Source organism: Escherichia sp. E3659, from assembly GCF_005781135.1.
Taxonomy (GTDB): Bacteria; Pseudomonadota; Gammaproteobacteria; order Enterobacterales; family Enterobacteriaceae; genus Escherichia.
In genome coordinates this window covers 85,931-105,031 of the sequence record NZ_VATQ01000008.1, presented here as the reverse complement: position 1 = coordinate 105,031, position 19,101 = coordinate 85,931, and the positions used below count along the sequence as shown (strand labels likewise).

The following is a 19,101-nucleotide window of genomic DNA, read 5'->3' as shown; positions in this document are numbered from 1 at the left end:
CCGGATAAGAATTTTCACATTAATTTACAGATTAACATATAAACTCATTATCAATGGCAATGGAATGGTAAAAATGAGAAGTGAAACGGATGGTTAATTATTGCAGGCGTTGCACCCACTCTTTTAGCGCCTGACGTGAAATCTTAATGCCTCCGTTTTTCAATTCAGGCGGCAGCGTTAGCCAACGCACCGGTTGTTGAAAACGCGCCAGCTTATCTTTCACCCATTCGCTAAGATCAACGCTTTGCTGGTCATACTCCACCACCGCTACCGGACGATGACCAAACTCGTGGTCGGCAACGGGGACGATAAACACCTGCAAAACCGCAGGATGTGCAGCAATCACACGTTCGACTTCTTCTGGCTGAATGCCTTCGCCACCACTGAAGAACAGATTGTCTAAACGTCCGACAATGGTCAGCTTGCCATTATGCATCTCACCGCGATCGCGCGTGGCGTACCAGCCTTCGTCATTCACCAGCGGCACCAGTTGCCCGTTACGCCAGTAGCCTTCTGCCATACTGGCAGCCCGCAGCCACACTTCATCGTTAACGATTTTCACTTCCCGACCCGGCAGCGGCGAGCCGACGTCAGCCAGGCCGTCCGCTTCTTTCGCGCAAACCGTGGAAGCGAACTCCGTCAGACCATAGCCACAAAAGCAGCGAATCCCCTGCTCGCGCGCCTGTTCCGTCAACTCGACCGGGATCGCCGCGCCGCCAAGTAACACCGCTTTCAGGGAAACTGAACTACGGTTAACCAGCAAACGCCAGAGCTGCGTCGGCACCAACGATGCGTGAGTACAACCTGCCAGCATTTGCTCCAGCGGTTGTTTATCGCGTACCGTCATCCGCGCACCAGCGTATAACCAGCGCCACATAATTCCCTGACCGGAGACGTGAAACAGCGGCAAAGAGAGCAGCCAGTCATCGTGATCGCCAAATGAGATCAGCGATAACACCCCTTCGGCACTGGCAAGATGGGCCTGATAAGTATGAACTGCGGCTTTTGGCAAGCCAGTGGAGCCGGAGGTCAATGTCATCGAGCAAAGACGTGTCGGCTGCCACACGGCGGCATGTACGCCTTCGACCGCCTGAATATGCAGCGATGTTAACGCCGGAAACGTGTTTTCCCCTTCCGACACCAGCGCAAATTGCAGAGTGAGATTTGGCAGCAATTCTTCAAGCAACGGTTGCGGCAGTTGTGGATTCACGGGCAGCACCCGCGCCCCGCATTGCAGTAACGCCAGCCAGGCGAGCAGCGTTTGCGGCGTATTCCACGCCCGCAACATTACGCCGCTGCCCGCAACCACACCCTGCGCAGCAAAACCGGAGGCTAATTCATCGACGCGAGCACAAAGCTCGCACCAGTTGAGTGGCTCGTCATTAAGACGTAAGGCAATGGCTTCTCCCCGCACCTGCCGCCAGTGACGCCACGGCCAGTCAGAGAAGATCATAACAGCCGCTCCAGTGCATCAACTTCCACTAATGGCAGCGGGCTACCCGGCCAGCGACGAACCTGCTGCGCCTGCATCAGATCCAGCGTATCCAGCCCCGGAATGGTGTCTGGCGTTAACCAGGCAGCAATCCGCGCCAGTTGCGTTAAGCCTAAGCTCGACTCAATGGAAGAACTGATCACCGCCGTCAGCCCCAGCGCGTGCGCCGCCTGCACCTGCTCGCGGACTTTCTCCAGGCTGCCCGTGAGCGTGGGTTTGATCACCACCGCACGCACGCCCTCTTCCGCCACAAAGGCAAAATCCGGCTCGCGCAGGCTTTCATCCCAGGCAATGGCAATACCGGTTTCACGGGCAAACGCACGCGAATCATCGCGGGTTTTGCACGGCTCTTCGAGAAACGCGATGCGGTGGCGATAATCCGGGTTAACGTATTTGGCAAACTGCTGGCCTTTCAGCGGCGTCCAGGCGCGGTTCGCGTCAAGACGCAAATGCAGATCCGGAATTGCCTCCAGCAAAAGATTGACCACCATGCCGTCGCGCACGGCTTCGTACAATCCCACTTTGACCTTCGCCACTTTCTCGCCAGGCATATCGGCAAGTTTGAGGATCAGATCGTCCGGATCGCCATTACACAACGGTGCAGCACGGTAATTGGCCGCCTGCGGGAGCGTATCTGCCAGTTCAGCCAGCGCGCAGCTCACGCCAAAGGCGACGGAAGGCATCTGCGGTAATTCGCAATCGCCTGCCAGCCAGTTATTTACCCAGGCAAGCAGCACACTTTGCGCCTCTTCCCAGGTTTCCTGACTGAAGCCCGGCAGTGGGGAGATCTCCCCCCACCCTTCGCGCTCGCCCTCACGCAGGCAGACGTATAGCCCGTCGCGGGTTTTTAACCGCCTGTCGCGCAGAACCACCCCCGCGTCCATGGGGATCTGCCAGCGGTATACCTGCGCGCTACGCATTACGGATTCCGTTTAAATTTGCTGAAATCAGGCTGACGTTTCTGGTTGAAAGCGTTGCGACCTTCCTGACCTTCTTCCGTCATGTAGAACAGCATGGTGGCGTTACCCGCCAGTTCCTGCAGACCTGCCTGACCGTCACAGTCGGCGTTCAGTGCCGCTTTCAGGCAACGCAGCGCCATCGGGCTGTTTTGCAGCATTTCGCGGCACCAGCGGACGGTCTCTTTTTCCAGATCCGCCAGCGGCACCACGGTGTTTACAAGGCCCATATCCAGCGCCTGTTTTGCGTCGTACTGACGGCACAGGAACCAGATTTCACGCGCTTTTTTCTGTCCGACGATGCGAGCCATGTAGGAAGCGCCCCAGCCGCCGTCGAAGGAACCGACTTTCGGGCCAGTCTGACCGAAGATGGCATTATCTGCCGCGATAGTCAGGTCGCACATCATGTGCAGAACGTGACCGCCGCCGATGGAGTAGCCAGCCACCATCGCGACAACCGGTTTCGGACAGGTACGGATCTGACGCTGGAAGTCCAGCACGTTCAAGTGATGTACGCCGGAATCATCTTTATAGCCGCCGTAATCACCACGCACTTTCTGGTCACCACCGGAGCAGAACGCTTTATCGCCTGCGCCAGTCAGAATGATCACGCCGACGTTATCGTCATAACGCGCATCTGCCAGTGCCTGGATCATCTCTTTTACCGTCAGAGGACGGAAGGCATTGCGCACCTGCGGACGATTAATGGTGATTTTTGCGATACCGTCGGTGGATTTTTCATAACGAATGTCCTCGAAACCTTCGGAGCAGTCGTGCCATTCAACCGGTGCGTAAAGCATTGCTTCATCAGGATAAATCATATTGTGTCCTTTAGTCAGAAACGCAAGATCTGCGCCAGACTTGCGATTACGCCAGCGGGATTTTCCCGATGCGCGTTATGTCCGGCGCGAGGAATGACATGGCAGTCGGCAGCCAGTTCCGCCGCCAGAGCGCGGAATTTGCTGTCACGTTCACCACATAAATAATAAAACGCAAATGCGCGGGCGCTAAGGTTAGCACGTAAATCAGGCTGAACGGCGAGAGAAGTCGCCTCCAGCATGGCGGCAAGGGTTGCGCCATTATTGTTGCTGCGCAGCACCACCAGCTCCCGGCGTTGATCATCATTGAGCGAGGCAAAAACAGGCTGTTGGTACCAGTCGGCAAATACCGCCGTTAACGGTTCTGTGCGAAAACGCTGCGCCCAGCGATGATCGGAAAGCTGACGTTCCGTGCGTTGTTCAGCACTTTGCAGCCCAGGATGCCCACCTTCGACAATCACGCCACAAAGCCCCGCCATCTCCTGACAAGCCGCCATCATCGCCACCCGTCCGCCGAGCGAGTACCCCACCAGCCAGAACTTAAGGATGTTGTAACTAACCAAAGTTTTACGCAGTAATCCGGTGACATCATCAAATCCATCGACGCTAATTGCCGCCGAACCACCGTGACCTGGCAGATCAACATACAACCGCGAGTAGTCGGCAAACGCCTCGCCGACTTCCTGCCATTCATGACAATCGCCGGAAAAACCGTGCAAAAACACCAGCCAGGGTAAACCTGGTTTGCCGTGTTTTGCCTGCGCGTGCAGGATCATAAATGGCTTACCTGCGCCAGCAGTTGCTGGAGCGTTTGCGCGCCGTCGGTGTCGTTAACCACCATTTCAATTACCGTGGTGGTCGGAGTGCGCCAGGCATCGGCAAGTGCCGTTTCAAGTTCCTGCCAGTTTTGCGGACGATGATATTTCAGCTCAAACATCGCGGCAGCGTGCTCAAAATGGACGTTTTGCGGCATCAGATAGAAACGCTCGCGCTCGCTTTTCGGCGTCGGCAGCAGCGAGAAAATTTGCCCGCCGTTGTTGTTCACCACAATTAATACCAGCGGCGCGGAAACCTGACGCAATAGCGCCAGCGCGTTGAGATCGTAAAGAGCAGAGAGATCGCCCACAATCGCCAGCGTCGGTTTGCCGCTTGCCCGCTGAACGCCGGCGGCAGTCGAGAGCAGCCCGTCGATACCGCTGGCCCCTCGGTTGCTGTACACCGGGTAACCTGCCGGAAGTTGCGAAAGCGCATCAATCAGACGCACGACCAGGCTGTTACCAACAAACAGTTGCCCCTGTTCAGGCAAATAGTCGCTGATGCGGTGCGCCAGTTGTGCTTCGCCAAACGCATCGCGACGGGCAATAACTGCCTGCATCGCCTGTTCAGCCAGACCCGGGATCTCCACGCACCAGGGCTGACGTTTTTCAGCCGGATGCAACTCCAGCCAGTCGGCAATATTGGCGACCAGGCGACGTCCACGGTGGTGTGCCGGGTCAAGCTGCCCTTCGATGTTATCAACAATCCAGTACTCTTCTGGCTCACAGCTTGCCTGCCATTGCAGGAGCCGTTTCCCCGTCAGGCTGCTTCCCAGTTGCACCACAATTTGCGCCTGTTGCAGTTCGCTGGTCGCTTTGGCATTGCCTAACCAGAGATCGGCACACGGCAGCGGCTGCCCGGTTTGCGACAGCACGTCGCCAATCAGCGGCCAGCCAAGAGTTTGCGCCCACAGTGCAACTTTTTTGCCCTCTTCCGCACTCATGCGCCCGGCAACCACCACGCCGCGTTTTTGCCGCCAGAAGAACCAGTCGCGCTGTTTTTCACTTTCCAGACGAGGCGCTTCACGCAGCCACGGCTTATCATCCTGCCACCAGTCACCCAGCCGCTGTTGCCAGCTAAGCCCGGTGTCGTCCATTTCGCCATACAGCGGTTCGGCAAACGGGCAGTTGATATGGACCCCACCCGCATGCAGCGTGCCTAAAGCGTGGTCGATGGTAGAAACCAGCCAACGTGCGGGGATATCCTGGGTCGGGCGCGGCAATGAAATGCTATGCGTAGGATGAGAGGCGAACATACCCGGCTGACGAATTGCCTGATTCGCGCCGCAGTCAATCAGTTCCGGAGGACGATCGGCGGTTAACAGGATCAGTTTTTCTCCGGTTAACCCAGCTTCAATCAGTGCCGGATAGAGATTCGCTACCGCCGTGCCGGAAGTCACTATCACCGCCACTGGCTGTTTGCTGACCTTTGCCAGTCCCAGCGCCAGATGCCCCAGCCCACGCTCATCAAAATGAGTGTGATGAATGAATGCGGAATTTTCCGCCGCCGCCAGAGTTAATGGCGTAGAACGAGAGCCAGGGGCGATGCAGACGTGTCTGACGCCGTGACGTGTTAATGCTTCCAGAATGACCGCCGCCCAGCGTCGGTTAAATGCGCTTACTGACATGAGTTTGTCCGGTATCAATATTGCGGCTAAGTATAAGGAGCTACAAAAATAGATTATTGATATGAATCGGTAATGATGCGACTCATTACTATTCCAATTGTAATAAAGTGCGCAGTCCTGCCGCTTTGTTGTCGATTTCCTGCCACTCCAGTTCGGGGTCTGAGCCTCGGACAATACCCGCTCCGGCATACAATCGCACGACATTGCCACTGATTTTCGCCGAGCGCAGGGAAACGCAGAATTCGCTTTGTTGTAATGAGAGATAGCCCGCAGACCCCGCATACCATTCACGGGTAAACGGTTCGTGCCGGGCGATGAACTGCCGTGCCAAATCGCGCGGTAAACCAGCCACCGCTGCCGTTGGCTGCAACTGATGCAGACAAACCACATCATCTGCCGTATTAAGCGAGGTCCAGATACAGCGACGCAGATGCTGCACTTTACGCAGACGAAGCACCTGCGGCGGTAAAACATCCAGCGCCTGGGTATCTGCCTGTAATCGCTGGCAGATATCTTCCACCACCAGCATATTCTCGCGCTGGTTTTTATCATCCGCCATCAGCCACTCACCCAGTTGCTGCGCCTGTTTATCATCAGGATGATTCGCTACCGTTCCCGCCAGTGCTTCAGTACGCAACGCTTTGTCACGCCGCCGCCAAAGCCGCTCAGGAGATGAACCCAGGAACGCACTTTCGCCATCAAAGGCCATGTAGAAATGGTAGCAGTTCAGGTTCAACCGACGACTGGCAGCCATCATTGCCGCCGCGTTAACTGAATCGGAGAAATGCAGATCGGTCGCCCGCGCCAACACCACTTTATCCAGTTCACCTTCAGCAATGGTGTCGGTCGCCAGTTTAATTAACCCCGTCCAACCTGGTTTGTCCGGCCAGTGATTTTCTTGGGTGATGGTTAAATGCAAAGCTGGCAACGGTTTAATGTTTGCCAGAGCCGCAATGAATTCCTTTGCCTGATGTGCGTCGTGCTGAAGGGAGTTTTCACTGAAAAGGGTCAGTCGAAGGGTCGCTTTGCCTGCACAGCGTCGCCATTCCAACCGCGGGAGGAGTAAATTGCCCTGGGAAGGGTCAAACGCATTCAGCCCCCAGATACGTAAGTCGGTATGATCCGGGTGTTGTCGGAGAAAACGCTGCGCCTGCTCCAGCGACGAAAAGCTGGCTATTGTACCCAGCACGGCAGCCTCTTCATCACCATTGCGTTGTTGCCAGTAAAATTGCGGATACATTTTCTGGCTGGCCAGCCAGCTTAAGGCATCAAAGGCGTCATTTAATGGGAAAGGAACATCAAAAACCCGAATGCCGGGCGTCGCTGGAAACTCTTGCGACAGATGGCGCAATAGATTTTCCAGCGCCGTAGTGAGTGATTGCACGCGGACCTCTCCCTGTTAAAAGCCTCACATTATACGGGGTACTGCAAAAAAAATGCAGTACCCCAGTGTAGGGAGGTTTTAACGGCGTGCCAGCAACAGTCCTAATACCAAACCAACCGCAGCGCCAACGCCAATCCCCTGCCACGGTTTTTCATGAACGTAGTCGTCGGCACGATAAACCGCTTGCTTCGCCCGATAGTAATAGCTGTCTGAAGCCTGACTGACTCTTTTTTTCACATCATCCAGCGCCTTCTCTGCTCGCGCCTTCAGCTCAACATATTTCTGATCGGCGGGATCGCCAGAGGAGCGCAGCACTTCTTCCAGTGTTTCACTCAGCAACGTCAGGTCGTCATCGATGCGTGTATCACCAAATTGATTAGACATTCTCGTTCTCCATTTGCTTAAAACCTGCCACTAACTATAGACAACGGTTATCAATTACGCCTGAATGACTTCGCGCGCCATCCCAATGTGGGGAATACCATCTTCCTCGTAAATGTCGGTCACAGGGATAAAGCCAAAACTGCGGTAAAAGTTTTGTAAGTGCGCCTGCGCGCCCAGATAAATCGCCTTGTCCGGCCAGTGGCGCGTACATGATTCCAGCGACTTACTCATCAGTTGCTGCCCCACTTTTTCGCCCCGCAACGCTTCGCCGACAATCACCCGACCAATCACCACCGGTTCGAGATCATCATCACTTTTCAGAATCCTCGCATACGCTACCAGTTTCCCGTTTTGCCAGCCGAGAATATGACGATTTTCACCTACCAGATCGTCACCATCGACATCCTGATAAGGACAGTTTTGTTCGACAACGAATACCGCACAACGCAGTTGTAATAAGGCATAAAGCTGAGAAACCGATAATTCAGAGTGATGAAGATCCTGCCAGTCGATCATGATGCGCTCCTTTTGGTTGTATGCCTTATACTAGCCGGATTATTTTTAGAAATGTGATGGTCTTATGGAATTAATTTTCTTAGGTACTTCGGCGGGAGTTCCGACCCGGGCGCGTAATGTCACGGCGATATTGCTCAATCTGCAACATCCGACCCAGGCCGGACTTTGGTTATTTGACTGTGGCGAAGGCACTCAACACCAAATGCTGCACACGGTGTTTAATCCCGGCAAACTGGACAGGATTTTTATTAGCCATCTTCACGGCGATCATCTTTTCGGTCTGCCCGGTTTGCTGTGCAGTCGTTCCATGTCAGGCATTGTGCAACCCTTAACCATTTATGGTCCGAAAGGTATCCGTGAATTTGTTGAGACAGCGTTACGTATTAGTGGCTCGTGGACCGATTATCCACTGGAGATTATTGAAATTAGCGCAGGCGAAATTCTTGATGATGGCTTGCGTAAAGTGACCGCTTATCCGATGGAACATCCGCTGGAATGTTACGGCTATCGCGTAGAAGAACATGATAAGCCTGGTGCGCTGAATGCTCAGGCATTAAAGGCCGCGGGCGTACCGCCTGGCCCATTGTTTCAGGATTTGAAAGCCGGAAAAACTGTCACATTGGAAGATGGTCGGCAGATTAACGGCGCTGATTACTTAGCCGCGCCTACACCAGGAAAAGCGATCGCCATTTTCGGCGATACGGGTCCTTGCGATGCCGCGCTGACGCTGGCTAAAGGTGTCGACGTAATGGTTCACGAAGCGACTCTGGATATGGCGATGGAGGCCAAAGCCAACAGTCGCGGCCACAGCTCCACACGCCAGGCGGCGGCACTGGCCCGTGAGGCTGGTGTCGGTAAGCTAATCATTACCCATGTTAGTTCGCGCTATGATGATAAAGGCTGTCAGCACTTGTTACACGAATGCCGTTCAATTTTCCCGGCAACAGAACTGGCGAGTGATTTCGCGGTGTTTAGCATTTAAGTCGAAAGCGATGGTTAGTTGGCAGATTAATTTAATGATGCCAACGCACTTATTTTTCATCTGTTTGCCGAATACGCTTGATGTCGATATCCGGCAAACAGATATATCATTTTTAGTTTTGTGAATTGTCCAGACCTTCCGCCAGCCCAATCAGGCGAATAAATTCCGCTCTGTAGCCTTGTTGATCCGGTCCTTTCGCTTGCCGCGCCCACTGTTCGATCTGCTGCCAGGATGTATTATTCAGGTATTCAGAACCGCGCAATTTTTGCCCAAACGCAGCGGCTGCTGCGCGAAAACGCATATCTTCTGACGGTGCGTTTATTGTGGGTGTCAACGGGAATTCAACTAACTGACTTTCTTTTCCCTGCGGGTATTTCCAACGAATCTTTAACCAGGCCAGTTCTTTCGCTTTATCCGATTTTGCTGATTTGTTATCCGGGGCATAGCGTAACTTATCAATTGATGCTTTTTGCCCGTTCAGCGTTAATTCGAATAACAACGTTATATGTTTACCTGCACCAATATCCCCCGCATCAACGTTGTCGTTATTAAAATCCTCCGCCCGAAGTTGGCGCTTTTCATAACCAATCTGACGGTATTCCGTTACCCACACGGGGTTAAACTCTATTTGCGCTTTGACATCTTTTGCTACGGTAATCAACGTCTGCCGCATTTCACTGTTCAACACTTTCTGCGCTTCAGAGAGGGTATCAATGTAGCTGTAGTTGCCGTTACCAACATCGGCAATTCGCACCATCATTGCCTCGTTGTAATTGTCATCCCCCACGCCAAGCGCCGAAAGAGTAACACCGGACTCCCGCTGTTTTTTGACCATTGATTCAATCGATTTTGGATCGTCAATGCCAACGTTAAAGTCACCGTCAGTGGCCAATAAAATGCGATTGATGCCGCCCTTAATAAACCCCTTCGCCGCCTGCTGATAAGCCAGTTCCAGCCCGGCACCGCCATTGGTACTACCTTGTGCATCCAGCGAATCAATCGCGGCATTAATTTCCGACTTGTGATTCCCTGAGGTAGAAGGCAACGCAATACGGGAGTCGCCAGCGTAGGTCACGATGGCAATGTTGTCCTGCTCCCGAAGTTCTTTGACCAATAATTTCAACGAAGACTGAATAAGTGGCAAACGTTCATCAGAAATCATTGAACCAGAAGTGTCGATAAGAAAGACCAGATTAGAAGCTGGTAACTCTTCACTTTTGCGATCTTTCGCCAGGATATCAACTTTCAACAATGTTCGCTGCTCATTCCAGGGCGCAGATGCCAGTTCGTAGCGCATAGCGAAAGGTATTGGCTTAGTGGCGGGAACAGGCTCTTTATTATTGCTTTTATCATTAATAACCCAGTCTGACGGAAAATAATTGACCATCTCCTCCACCCGCACAGCGTCTGGCGGAGGTAACAGCCCTTGATTGAGGAAACGCCGTACATTTGCATAGCTGCCGGTGTCGACGTCAAGGCTAAACGTCGCCAACGGGTTTTGCGCTACCTGCTTAACCGGATTATCATCGAACTGCTGGTAGCGAGCGGTTCCTGGATTTGCGATTTGGGAGGCTGCTTTTTCTCTGGCTGCATGTTGATATTTTGGAGCCGCCTGCAATCGCCCCAGCAAAGCCTGTTTGTCTGAATATTGTTGCACTTCTTGCTGGGCTAAGGCTTTCGCGTCTGCAGCGGCTTTGGCGGCGCTTTGCTCCGCCACTTTTGTTGCCGCTTGTTGCGCGGCAAGCACTTGCTGGTCTGTTGGTGTAGTAGATTGTTGTTGCTGACTTTCCTTATCATCAGATTCCGGCCCACATCCTGACAAAATCAAACTACTAATAAGCAACATGATTATATTTTTATTTCGCATATAAAATCCTTTTAAATAAATTCAGCTACCAGACATAAAATAGACTCTTTGTATAATCCGACCAATCTTAATAAAATACAATCTCGAAACCCATAACAAATAATGATTCAACAACGAAACCCATTAATAATTTGCATATGAAAAAAATAACTTTTCCCTTTTTTATATTGTTCCTGCTTTCACTTCCTCTGATTGTTTTTTATCAGCCCTGGGTCAATGCATTACCGCCAACGCCCCAGCACGCAAGTCCCGAGCAATTAGAAAAAACAGTTCGTTATTTTACACAAACTGTGCATCCACGTAGTGCAGACAATATTGATAATCTGAATAGATCCGCTGAGTATATAAAAGAGGTCTTTGTCAGTAGCGGTGCCAGAGTTACCGTGCAGGACGTCCCCATTACTGGTGGCCCCTACAAAAACATTGTTGCTGATTATGGTCCTGCCGATGGACCGCTGATTATTATTGGTGCGCACTATGACTCTGCCAGCAGTTACGAAAACGATCAATTAACCTATACGCCGGGCGCGGATGATAACGCCAGCGGTGTGGCAGGATTACTCGAACTGGCACGTTTGTTACAGCAGCAAGCGCCGAAAATAGGTGTGCAACTGGTCGCCTATGCGTCGGAAGAACCGCCCTTCTTTCGTAGCGATGAAATGGGGAGCGCGATACATGCAGCTTCGCTTGAGCGTCCAGTGAGATTAATGATAGCGCTGGAGATGATTGGCTATTACGACTCTGCGCCTGGGAGTCAGGATTACCCTTACTCTGTCATGTCCTGGCTTTATCCCGACCGTGGTGATTTTATTGCTGTCGTCGGCAGAGTGCAGGATATCGGCGCTGTGCGTCAGGTAAAATCTGCGTTGTTATCAGCAACAGAGTTGCCTGTTTATTCTATTAATGCGCCAGGTTTTATTCCCGGTATCGACTTCTCCGACCACCTTAATTATTGGCAACACGATATTCCCGCCGTAATGATTACCGACACCGCTTTTTATCGTAATAAACAATATCACTTACCTGGCGATACCGCAGACAGACTCAATTATCAGAAAATGGCTCAGGTTGTGAATGGCGTTATAACCTTGTTGCAAACTAGTAAATAATAAAAATTCCTCGAGGAGGATCCAGAAAAAACAACATGCACATTTTATTTTCCCTCGTCTGTTTTAAGATGCGAAAAATTAAATTCAACGGAGGAAAAACAAATGGGAATGATTGGCTATTTTGCAGAAATTGACTCAGAGAAAATTAACCAACTGCTTGAGTCTACTGAAAAACCTTTGATGGATAATATACATGACACGCTTTCAGGATTACGCCGACTGGATATTGATAAACGCTGGGATTTTTTACACTTTGGGCTGACAGGCACCTCTGCATTTGACCCCGCGAAGAATGACCCGCTAAGTCGCGCAGTGCTTGGTGAACACAGCCTCGAAGATGGCATAGATGGTTTCCTGGGATTGACCTGGAATCAGGAGTTAGCCGCGACAATCGACCGCCTGGAAGCTCTGGATCGAAGTGAGCTGCGTAAACAGTTTTCCATTAAGCGACTCAATGAAATGGAGATTTATCCGGGAGTGACCTTTTCAGAAGAGTTAGAGGGCCAACTCTTTGCTTCGATCATGCTTGATATGGAAAAGCTGATTAGCGCGTATCGACGTATGCTGCGACAAGGGAATCATGCGCTGACGGTTATTGTTGGGTGATGGTGTCAAAGGCACCATAAAAAAACCGCCGAACATGTCGGCGGCTTCCTGACTTACGAACTGACTGCTTACATCAGCGGCATTGCCAAACGCACAATACTAATCAGCGGTTGTGGCCATACACCCAGCACCAGAACCAGCAGTGCAGAGATCAGCACCACGATACCGCCTGCGCTGTACTGCCAGTTTGACGGTGCATCGCGACCCGGTTGTTCCGGTGCGTGCAGGTACAGGCTCACCGCCACGCGCAGGTAGTAGTAGAGACCGATTGCCGAACCGACAACCACGGCACCCACCAGCCACCACAAGTGTGCCTGGACACCGACCGCCAGCACGTAGAACTTCCCGATAAAGCCCAGCGTCATTGGAATACCGGCCAGAGACAGCATCATCACCGTCATCACCGCCGCGAGGATCGGACGATGCCAGAACAGTCCGCGGTAAGAGAACAGGGAATCAGCATCCGGGCCACGATACGGGCTGGACATCAGGCTGACCACGCCGAACGCGCCGAGGCTGCTGAACAGATAACCGGCGAGGTAAACCCCTACCGCTTCCATCGACATCTCGCCGGTTTGCAGTGCAATCAGCGCCACCAGCAGATAGCCGAGGTGAGAGATAGATGAGTAACCGAGCAGACGCTTGATATTGGTCTGGCTCAGCGCCATCAGATTACCGAAGATGATGGAGGCAAAGGCGATAATCGCCAGCACCACGCGAATCGCTTCGCTGTCACCCACCGGCGCGTAGAGGAACAGACGCATCACCACACCGAAGATAGCGATTTTGCTCGCCGTCGCCAGGAAAGTGGAAACCGGCGCAGGCGCGCCCTGGTATACGTCTGGCGTCCACAGGTGGAACGGCACCAGAGAGAGTTTGAAGCCGAGGCCAACAATCATCAGGCCGAAACCTGCCAGCAACAGCGGCTCGTTGAGCATACCGTCGCCGAGGTTTTTACCCAGCGCGACAAACGACAGGTCGCCAGACTGCGCATACACCAGCGCCATACCGAACAGCAGGAAAGAAGACGCTGCGGCAGAAAGGATGGTGTATTTGATACTGGCTTCCAGCGAACGTTTCTGGCGGAAAGCGTAACCGACCAGGCCAAACAGCGGCAAAGAGATCAGTTCGATACCGAGGAACAGAGACGCCAGATGGTTGGCATTCGCCAGCAGGATCCCGCCCAGCGCGGCAATTAACACCAACAGGTAGAACTCGTCCTTGTTGTCGTTATAGCCTTCAAGCCACGGGTAGGCGAAAGTACAGGTGGCGAGGCTCGCCAACAATACCAGCCCGGTGTAAAGCATGGCGAAACCATCAACGCGCATCAGCGGCGTAACGTCCATAGCGCCCGCCTGGCCGACAAACCAGAGCGAAACCAGCGCCGCGTTAAGCCCAATAACCGAGAGCGTAGCGTTGAGGAAATGATTGCGTCGCCACGCAATGGAGAGCATCACAACCACCACCGTCAAGCCGACGATCAGCAACGGTAGCAGTGCGATCAGGTTTTGTGGAGTTATTGTCATGGCGATTTACGGCCTTGTAGTAGTAACGGAATTAACAAACCACTGCTGGATATTGCCAATCGCGGAGTGCGAGGTATCCAGAATCGGCTGCGGATAGAAGCCCAGCAGTACCAGCAGCACCACCAGCAACAGGATCATAAACAGCTCACGCAGCGACATCCCTGGCAGTTCCTGGCTGGCAATCTCGCTTTTCGCTTTACCGAAGTAAGCGCGATGTAACATCGCCAGCGAATAAACAGATGCAAAGACCAGCCCAAAGGTAGAGATAACGGTAATCACCGGGACAACCTGGAAGCTGCCGAACAGAATCATAAATTCGCCGACGAAGTTACCGGTGCCAGGCATCCCAAGCGTTGCCACCGCAAAGAACAGCGACAGTGCTGGCAGCCATTTCATTTTGCTCCACAGACCGCCCATCATGCGCATGTCGCGGGTATGGATACGTTCATAGAGCTGACCGCAGAGAATAAACAGACCCGCCGCCGACAAGCCGTGCGCAATCATCTGGATTACCGCGCCCTGGTAGGCCAACTGGCTGCCGGTGTAGATGGCAATCAGCACGAAGCCCATGTGGGAAACCGAGGTGTAGGCGATCAGACGTTTGATGTCGGTCTGGGCGAAGGCCATCCACGCACCGTAGAAGATGCCGATAACACCCAGCCACATAGCGATTGGCGCAAACTCTGCCGACGCGTTCGGGAACAGCGGCAGGGAGAAACGCAGCAGACCGTAAGCGGCGGTTTTCAGCAAGATCCCTGCGAGGTCCACGGAACCAGCGGTCGGTGCCTGGGAGTGCGCATCTGGCAGCCAGCCATGCAGCGGAACCACCGGCATTTTCACCGCAAACGCGATGAAGAAGCCCAGCATCAACAGATATTCCACACCACTGGACATTGGCGTATTCAACAGCTCTTCATAGTTGAAGGTCCAGACGCCAGTCGCATTGTAGTGAACAAAAACCAGCGCCAGGATGGCGATCAACATCACCAGACCACTCGCCTGGGTGTAAATGAAGAACTTGGTTGCCGCCGTGATACGCGTTTTACCGTCAGAAGCTTTATGCCCCCACAGTGCGATCAGGAAGTACATCGGCACCAACATCATTTCCCAGAAGAAGAAGAACAGGAACATGTCGATGGCAAGGAACACGCCGATAACGCCGCCCAGGATCCACATCAGGTTGAGGTGGAAGAAGCCCTGATATTTTTCGATCTCGTTCCACGAACAGAGTACGGCCAGCACGCCGAGCAGACCGGTCAGCACGACCATCAGCAGTGACAAACCATCAATGGCGAGATGGATAGAGATACCAAAACGCGGGATCCACGGCATGTCGAATTCAGACTGCCACTGCGGAATTCCGGCGGATTGCGTCAGTGAATAACCGCCCTGCAACCACAGTTGCAGCGACAGCGCCAGCGTCAATCCCATGGTGATCAGCGCGATCCAGCGCGGCACCTTGACGCCAAAGCGTTCGGTCTGCCAGCACAGGAAGCCGCCAATAAAGGGGATTAGTATTAACCAGGGTAATAACATAGCTAAGTATGTCCCTTATATTTACTCCTGCTCAGGCTATCTCACTCGCCAGCCCGAATCCCGGCAGTGCTCGCAATCCTCACGTACTTAAGTACGCTCCGGTTGCTGTGCGCTGGCGGTATCCGGTCTGACTTCGCCGATGACGCCTGTACTTCAGGAACAGTTACCTAAAATTTATTCTTAGTTCACAGACCCGGCACAACGCCGGGTATATTCACTCAGCCAACAACTCAACGCAGTACCATCAACAGTGCCAGCACCACGACCGCACCGATGCTCATGGATGCCACATACCAGCGCAGGTAGCCGTTCTCGCTTAACAGCAGGCCTTTACCTGCAAAGCGGGAAAGGACAGCCGGGATGTTCATCATTGAGTTCAGCGGATCGCGTTTCAGCAACCAGGCAATACCCAGGAACGGCTTGACGAACACTTTGTCGTACAGCCAGTCAAAGCCCCAGGCGTTGTACCACCAGGTACTCAGCAGGCGGCCCGGCGCACTGTTGGCGATGGAGGTCACCAGAGTACGTTTACCCAGCCACAGCCAGGCTGCCAGCAGAATGCCGACCACCGCGACCACGGCAGAGGTAATTTCCAGGGTCAACATGCTGCCGTGCGCCAGTTCCGTCGTTGGCGGAAGCACACCCTGCAGCGGCGGTACAATCAGTGCGCCAACGAAGGTGGAAAGGATCAGCAGCACAATCAGCGGCAGGCTGTGAGTTACCCCTTTCACGGCGTGAGCGTGAATTTGTTCTTTTCCGTGGAAGACGATGAAAATCATACGGAAGGTGTAGAGCGAGGTCATAAACGCACCGACCAGACCTGCCACCATCAGATTGATATGACCATTCGCCATCGCACCCGCGAGGATCTCATCCTTACTGAAGAAGCCCGCAGTGACCAGCGGCAGTGCCGACAGTGCTGCGCCGCCCACCAGGAAGCAGAGATAAACCAGCGGAATAGATTTACGCAGACCGCCCATCTTGAAGATGTTCTGTTCGTGATGGCAGGCCAGAATGACGGAACCGGATGCCAGGAACAGCAGCGCTTTAAAGAACGCGTGGGTCATCAAGTGGAAAATCGCCGCATCCCATGCCTGCACGCCAAGCGCGAGGAACATGTAGCCAATCTGGCTCATGGTAGAGTAAGCGAGAACACGTTTGATGTCGGTCTGTACCAGCGCGGCAAAGCCTGCCAGCACCAGCGTCACCGCACCCACGATACCGACCAGATGCAGAACTTCCGGGGTCATCAGGAACAGGCCGTGGGTACGGGCGATCAGGTAGACACCTGCGGTTACCATCGTTGCGGCGTGGATCAGCGCGGAGACAGGCGTCGGGCCCGCCATCGCGTCGGCAAGCCATGTCTGCAACGGCAACTGCGCGGATTTACCGACCGCACCGCCCAGCAGCATCAGCGTCGCCCACATCAGCATGTTATTGCCGTCAGCAAAGTGCGCAGGCGCCAGTTCCACCATTTCGCGGAAGTTCAGCGTACCCAGCTCGTTGTAGAGAATGAACAGCGCGAAAGCGAGGAACACGTCACCCACACGGGTCACGACGAACGCTTTCATTGCCGCTGCGCCATTCTTCGGATCGGTGTAATAGAAACCGATCAGCAGATAGGAGCACAGGCCCACGCCTTCCCAGCCGAGGTACATCAGCAGCAGGTTATCGGCAAGCACCAGAACCACCATGCTGGCGATGAACAGGTTGGTGTAAGCGAAGAAGCGAGAGTAGCCCTCTTCACCACGCATATACCAGGAGGCGTACATGTGAATAAGGAAACCCACACCAGTGACCACCGAGAGCATGGTCAGCGACAGGCCGTCCAGCACCAGGTTAAAACCGATGTTAAAGTCGCCTACCGACATCCACGTCCACAGCGGCTGGCTATATGCCTGCTCACCGTTAGAGAAGAAGTCAACGCCGATAAAGGCGGTTACCAGCGCCGCCAGGCCCACAGAGCCAACGCCGACGATCGCCGAGACGTTTTCAGACCAGCGCCCACGGGAGAACGCCAGCAGGACGAAGCCAATCAATGGCAAAATAATGGTTAAGGCAAGCATGTTCATCCGCGCATCTCACTTACTGAATCGATGTTCAGGTTCTGGCGACGACGGTGAAGTTGCAGCAGCAGCGCAAGGCCGATACTCGCTTCTGCCGCCGCGAGGCTAATGGCGAGAATGTACATCACCTGACCGTCGGTCTGGCCCCAGTAGCTTCCGGCGACCACAAAGGCCAGCGCGGAGGCGTTAATCATGATTTCCAGACCAATCAGCATAAACAGCAGATTGCGACGGATAACCAGACCGGTTAAGCCAAGAACGAATAAGATTGCCGCGAGGATCAGTCCATGTTGTAAGGGGATCATGCGTGCTCCTCCGTTTTTCTTTTCGCGCTGTCGTCTTTACGATTGCTCAGCACTTCACCCGCACGCTCTTCACGACCGACGTGGAAGGCCACAACCAGACCCGCGAGCAGCAGCATTGAAGCCAGTTCCACCGCCAGTACGTAAGGCCCAAACAGCGTAATACCCACTGCTTTAGCACTGATTGGCGTACCGTCGATACCCTGATCATTAACACCAAGGATGGCGTAAACAATCACCACCAGCATGATGGCCGACAAAATTGCCGGACCAATCCACACCTGCGGTTTCAGCCACTGGCGTTCCTGTTCGATTTCTGAACCGCCCAGGTTGAGCATCATCACCACGAACACGAACAGCACCATAATGGCACCCGCGTAGACGATAATTTCCAGCGCACCGGCGAAGTAAGCGCCCAGCGAGAAGAACACCCCGGAAATCGCCAGCAGCGAAATAATCAGGTACAGCAGTGCGTGTACCGGATTGGTATGGGTGATCACTCGCAAGGTCGCAAGTATGGCTATCAGGCCACAGATATAAAAAGCGAACTCCATTGCCCCTCTCCTTACGGTAACAGGCTCTTGACGTCGATGGGCTTGGCTTCGTTCTCTGCTTCGCCCTTATCTTTGCCGTCGATTGCCATACCTGCCATCCGGTAGAAGTTATATTCCGGGTATTTGCCCGGACCGGAGATCAGCAGATCCTCTTTCTCGTAAACCAGATCCTGGCGCTTGTATTCCCCCATTTCGAAATCCGGGGTTAACTGAATCGCCGTGGTCGGACAGGCTTCTTCGCACAGACCACAGAAAATGCAGCGTGAGAAGTTGATGCGGAAAAATTCCGGATACCAGCGACCGTCTTTGGTTTCTGCTTTTTGCAGCGAGATACAGCCGACCGGGCAGGCTACCGCGCAGAGGTTACAGGCTACGCAACGCTCTTCGCCGTCCGGGTCGCGGGTCAGAACGATACGACCACGATAACGGGGCGGCAGATAGACCGGCTCTTCCGGGTACATTCGCGTTTCGCGTTTGGCGAACGCGTGCAGGCCGATCATCCAGATACTACGAACCTGGGTGCCGAAACCTACTAACAATTCTTTTAAGGTCATGGTCTT

General features: G+C 53.5%; 18 protein-coding genes. 3 read left to right on the top strand and 15 right to left on the bottom strand.

Going from position 1 to position 19,101, the window contains the following annotated elements:
• Positions 1-97: 97 nt before the first annotated feature.
• From menE to FEK47_RS08665, 8 genes are all read right to left on the bottom strand, one after another.
• Positions 98-1,453, bottom strand: coding sequence for an o-succinylbenzoate--CoA ligase (gene menE, locus FEK47_RS08700; RefSeq protein ID WP_135487491.1), 1,356 nt, complete (start codon positions 1,451-1,453; stop codon positions 98-100).
• Entirely contained in the window at positions 1,450-2,412 is a 963-nt protein-coding gene (menC, locus tag FEK47_RS08695) for an o-succinylbenzoate synthase (protein ID WP_135487490.1), read from the bottom strand. The genes menE and menC overlap by 4 nt, the downstream gene beginning before the upstream one ends.
• Positions 2,412-3,269, bottom strand: coding sequence for a 1,4-dihydroxy-2-naphthoyl-CoA synthase (gene menB / locus FEK47_RS08690; RefSeq protein WP_000640002.1), 858 nt, complete (start codon positions 3,267-3,269; stop codon positions 2,412-2,414). Before menB ends, menC begins: the two co-directional genes overlap by 1 nt.
• Before the next feature lie 14 nt (positions 3,270-3,283).
• Entirely contained in the window at positions 3,284-4,042 is a 759-nt protein-coding gene (gene menH, locus FEK47_RS08685) for a 2-succinyl-6-hydroxy-2,4-cyclohexadiene-1-carboxylate synthase (RefSeq protein ID WP_135487489.1), read from the bottom strand.
• Positions 4,039-5,709 carry a 2-succinyl-5-enolpyruvyl-6-hydroxy-3-cyclohexene-1-carboxylic-acid synthase gene (menD, locus tag FEK47_RS08680; RefSeq protein WP_135487488.1) on the bottom strand — a complete coding sequence of 557 codons (1,671 nt, stop codon included), beginning with the start codon at positions 5,707-5,709 and terminating at the stop codon, positions 4,039-4,041. Before menD ends, menH begins: the two co-directional genes overlap by 4 nt.
• An 88-nt stretch (positions 5,710-5,797) precedes the next feature.
• On the bottom strand, positions 5,798-7,093 hold the full coding sequence (gene menF / locus FEK47_RS08675) for an isochorismate synthase MenF (RefSeq protein ID WP_135487487.1): 1,296 nt from the start codon (positions 7,091-7,093) through the stop codon (positions 5,798-5,800).
• 78 nt (positions 7,094-7,171) lie between these two features.
• Entirely contained in the window at positions 7,172-7,477 is a 306-nt protein-coding gene (gene elaB, locus FEK47_RS08670) for a stress response protein ElaB (RefSeq protein WP_000070621.1), read from the bottom strand.
• Between the two features lie 54 nt (positions 7,478-7,531).
• Entirely contained in the window at positions 7,532-7,993 is a 462-nt protein-coding gene (locus FEK47_RS08665) for a GNAT family N-acetyltransferase (RefSeq protein WP_135487486.1), read from the bottom strand.
• Between the two features lie 64 nt (positions 7,994-8,057).
• Here FEK47_RS08665 and rbn point away from each other — a divergent pair, with 64 nt between their 5' ends.
• Positions 8,058-8,975: a ribonuclease BN gene (gene rbn, locus FEK47_RS08660; RefSeq protein WP_135487485.1), complete on the top strand. Its 918-nt coding sequence runs from the start codon at positions 8,058-8,060 to the stop codon at positions 8,973-8,975.
• Between the two features lie 112 nt (positions 8,976-9,087).
• On the opposite strand, the gene FEK47_RS08655 is transcribed toward rbn, so the two are convergent.
• Entirely contained in the window at positions 9,088-10,842 is a 1,755-nt protein-coding gene (locus FEK47_RS08655; protein ID WP_138183162.1) for a VWA domain-containing protein, read from the bottom strand.
• A gap of 137 nt (positions 10,843-10,979) precedes the next feature.
• Between FEK47_RS08655 and FEK47_RS08650 the strand changes: the two genes are divergently transcribed.
• Together FEK47_RS08650 and FEK47_RS08645 are read left to right on the top strand one after the other, a co-directional pair.
• Entirely contained in the window at positions 10,980-11,951 is a 972-nt protein-coding gene (locus FEK47_RS08650; protein ID WP_135487534.1) for a M28 family metallopeptidase, read from the top strand.
• 102 nt (positions 11,952-12,053) lie between these two features.
• Positions 12,054-12,557, top strand: a complete 504-nt coding sequence (locus tag FEK47_RS08645; protein ID WP_000525358.1) for a YfbM family protein — start codon at positions 12,054-12,056, stop codon at positions 12,555-12,557.
• A gap of 68 nt (positions 12,558-12,625) precedes the next feature.
• Here FEK47_RS08645 and nuoN read toward each other — a convergent pair whose 3' ends face one another.
• From nuoN to nuoI, 6 genes are all read right to left on the bottom strand, one after another.
• Entirely contained in the window at positions 12,626-14,083 is a 1,458-nt protein-coding gene (nuoN, locus tag FEK47_RS08640; protein WP_000156701.1) for an NADH-quinone oxidoreductase subunit NuoN, read from the bottom strand.
• 6 nt (positions 14,084-14,089) lie between these two features.
• A complete protein-coding gene (nuoM, locus tag FEK47_RS08635) occupies positions 14,090-15,619 on the bottom strand; it encodes an NADH-quinone oxidoreductase subunit M (protein ID WP_130216980.1) in 1,530 nt (509 codons plus the stop codon).
• A gap of 230 nt (positions 15,620-15,849) precedes the next feature.
• The gene (nuoL, locus tag FEK47_RS08630; protein WP_138183161.1) at positions 15,850-17,691 is read right to left on the bottom strand and encodes an NADH-quinone oxidoreductase subunit L; all 1,842 of its coding nucleotides are present in this window, start codon (positions 17,689-17,691) and stop codon (positions 15,850-15,852) included.
• Complete coding sequence (gene nuoK / locus FEK47_RS08625) at positions 17,688-17,990, bottom strand: NADH-quinone oxidoreductase subunit NuoK (protein WP_000612644.1); 303 nt, start codon at positions 17,988-17,990, stop codon at positions 17,688-17,690. The genes nuoL and nuoK overlap by 4 nt, the downstream gene beginning before the upstream one ends.
• Positions 17,987-18,541: an NADH-quinone oxidoreductase subunit J gene (gene nuoJ / locus FEK47_RS08620; protein WP_000393511.1), complete on the bottom strand. Its 555-nt coding sequence runs from the start codon at positions 18,539-18,541 to the stop codon at positions 17,987-17,989. Before nuoJ ends, nuoK begins: the two co-directional genes overlap by 4 nt.
• An 11-nt stretch (positions 18,542-18,552) precedes the next feature.
• A complete protein-coding gene (gene nuoI / locus FEK47_RS08615; protein WP_000172749.1) occupies positions 18,553-19,095 on the bottom strand; it encodes an NADH-quinone oxidoreductase subunit NuoI in 543 nt (180 codons plus the stop codon).
• Between the last annotated feature and the right edge of the window lie 6 nt (positions 19,096-19,101).

Excerpts from the sequence above, each read along its gene's own strand:
- menE (WP_135487491.1), bottom strand. The coding sequence starts at position 1,453 with ATGATCTTCTCTGACTGGCCGTGGCGTCACTGGCGGCAGGTGCGGGGA.
- menC (WP_135487490.1), bottom strand. The coding sequence starts at position 2,412 with ATGCGTAGCGCGCAGGTATACCGCTGGCAGATCCCCATGGACGCGGGG.
- menB (WP_000640002.1), bottom strand. The coding sequence starts at position 3,269 with ATGATTTATCCTGATGAAGCAATGCTTTACGCACCGGTTGAATGGCAC.
- menH (WP_135487489.1), bottom strand. The coding sequence starts at position 4,042 with ATGATCCTGCACGCGCAGGCAAAACACGGCAAACCAGGTTTACCCTGG.
- menD (WP_135487488.1), bottom strand. The coding sequence starts at position 5,709 with ATGTCAGTAAGCGCATTTAACCGACGCTGGGCGGCGGTCATTCTGGAA.
- elaB (WP_000070621.1), bottom strand. The coding sequence starts at position 7,477 with ATGTCTAATCAATTTGGTGATACACGCATCGATGACGACCTGACGTTG.
- FEK47_RS08665 (WP_135487486.1), bottom strand. The coding sequence starts at position 7,993 with ATGATCGACTGGCAGGATCTTCATCACTCTGAATTATCGGTTTCTCAG.
- rbn (WP_135487485.1), top strand. The coding sequence starts at position 8,058 with ATGGAATTAATTTTCTTAGGTACTTCGGCGGGAGTTCCGACCCGGGCG.
- FEK47_RS08655 (WP_138183162.1), bottom strand. The coding sequence starts at position 10,842 with ATGCGAAATAAAAATATAATCATGTTGCTTATTAGTAGTTTGATTTTG.
- FEK47_RS08650 (WP_135487534.1), top strand. The coding sequence starts at position 10,980 with ATGAAAAAAATAACTTTTCCCTTTTTTATATTGTTCCTGCTTTCACTT.
- FEK47_RS08645 (WP_000525358.1), top strand. The coding sequence starts at position 12,054 with ATGGGAATGATTGGCTATTTTGCAGAAATTGACTCAGAGAAAATTAAC.
- nuoN (WP_000156701.1), bottom strand. The coding sequence starts at position 14,083 with ATGACAATAACTCCACAAAACCTGATCGCACTGCTACCGTTGCTGATC.
- nuoM (WP_130216980.1), bottom strand. The coding sequence starts at position 15,619 with ATGTTATTACCCTGGTTAATACTAATCCCCTTTATTGGCGGCTTCCTG.
- nuoL (WP_138183161.1), bottom strand. The coding sequence starts at position 17,691 with ATGAACATGCTTGCCTTAACCATTATTTTGCCATTGATTGGCTTCGTC.
- nuoK (WP_000612644.1), bottom strand. The coding sequence starts at position 17,990 with ATGATCCCCTTACAACATGGACTGATCCTCGCGGCAATCTTATTCGTT.
- nuoJ (WP_000393511.1), bottom strand. The coding sequence starts at position 18,541 with ATGGAGTTCGCTTTTTATATCTGTGGCCTGATAGCCATACTTGCGACC.
- nuoI (WP_000172749.1), bottom strand. The coding sequence starts at position 19,095 with ATGACCTTAAAAGAATTGTTAGTAGGTTTCGGCACCCAGGTTCGTAGT.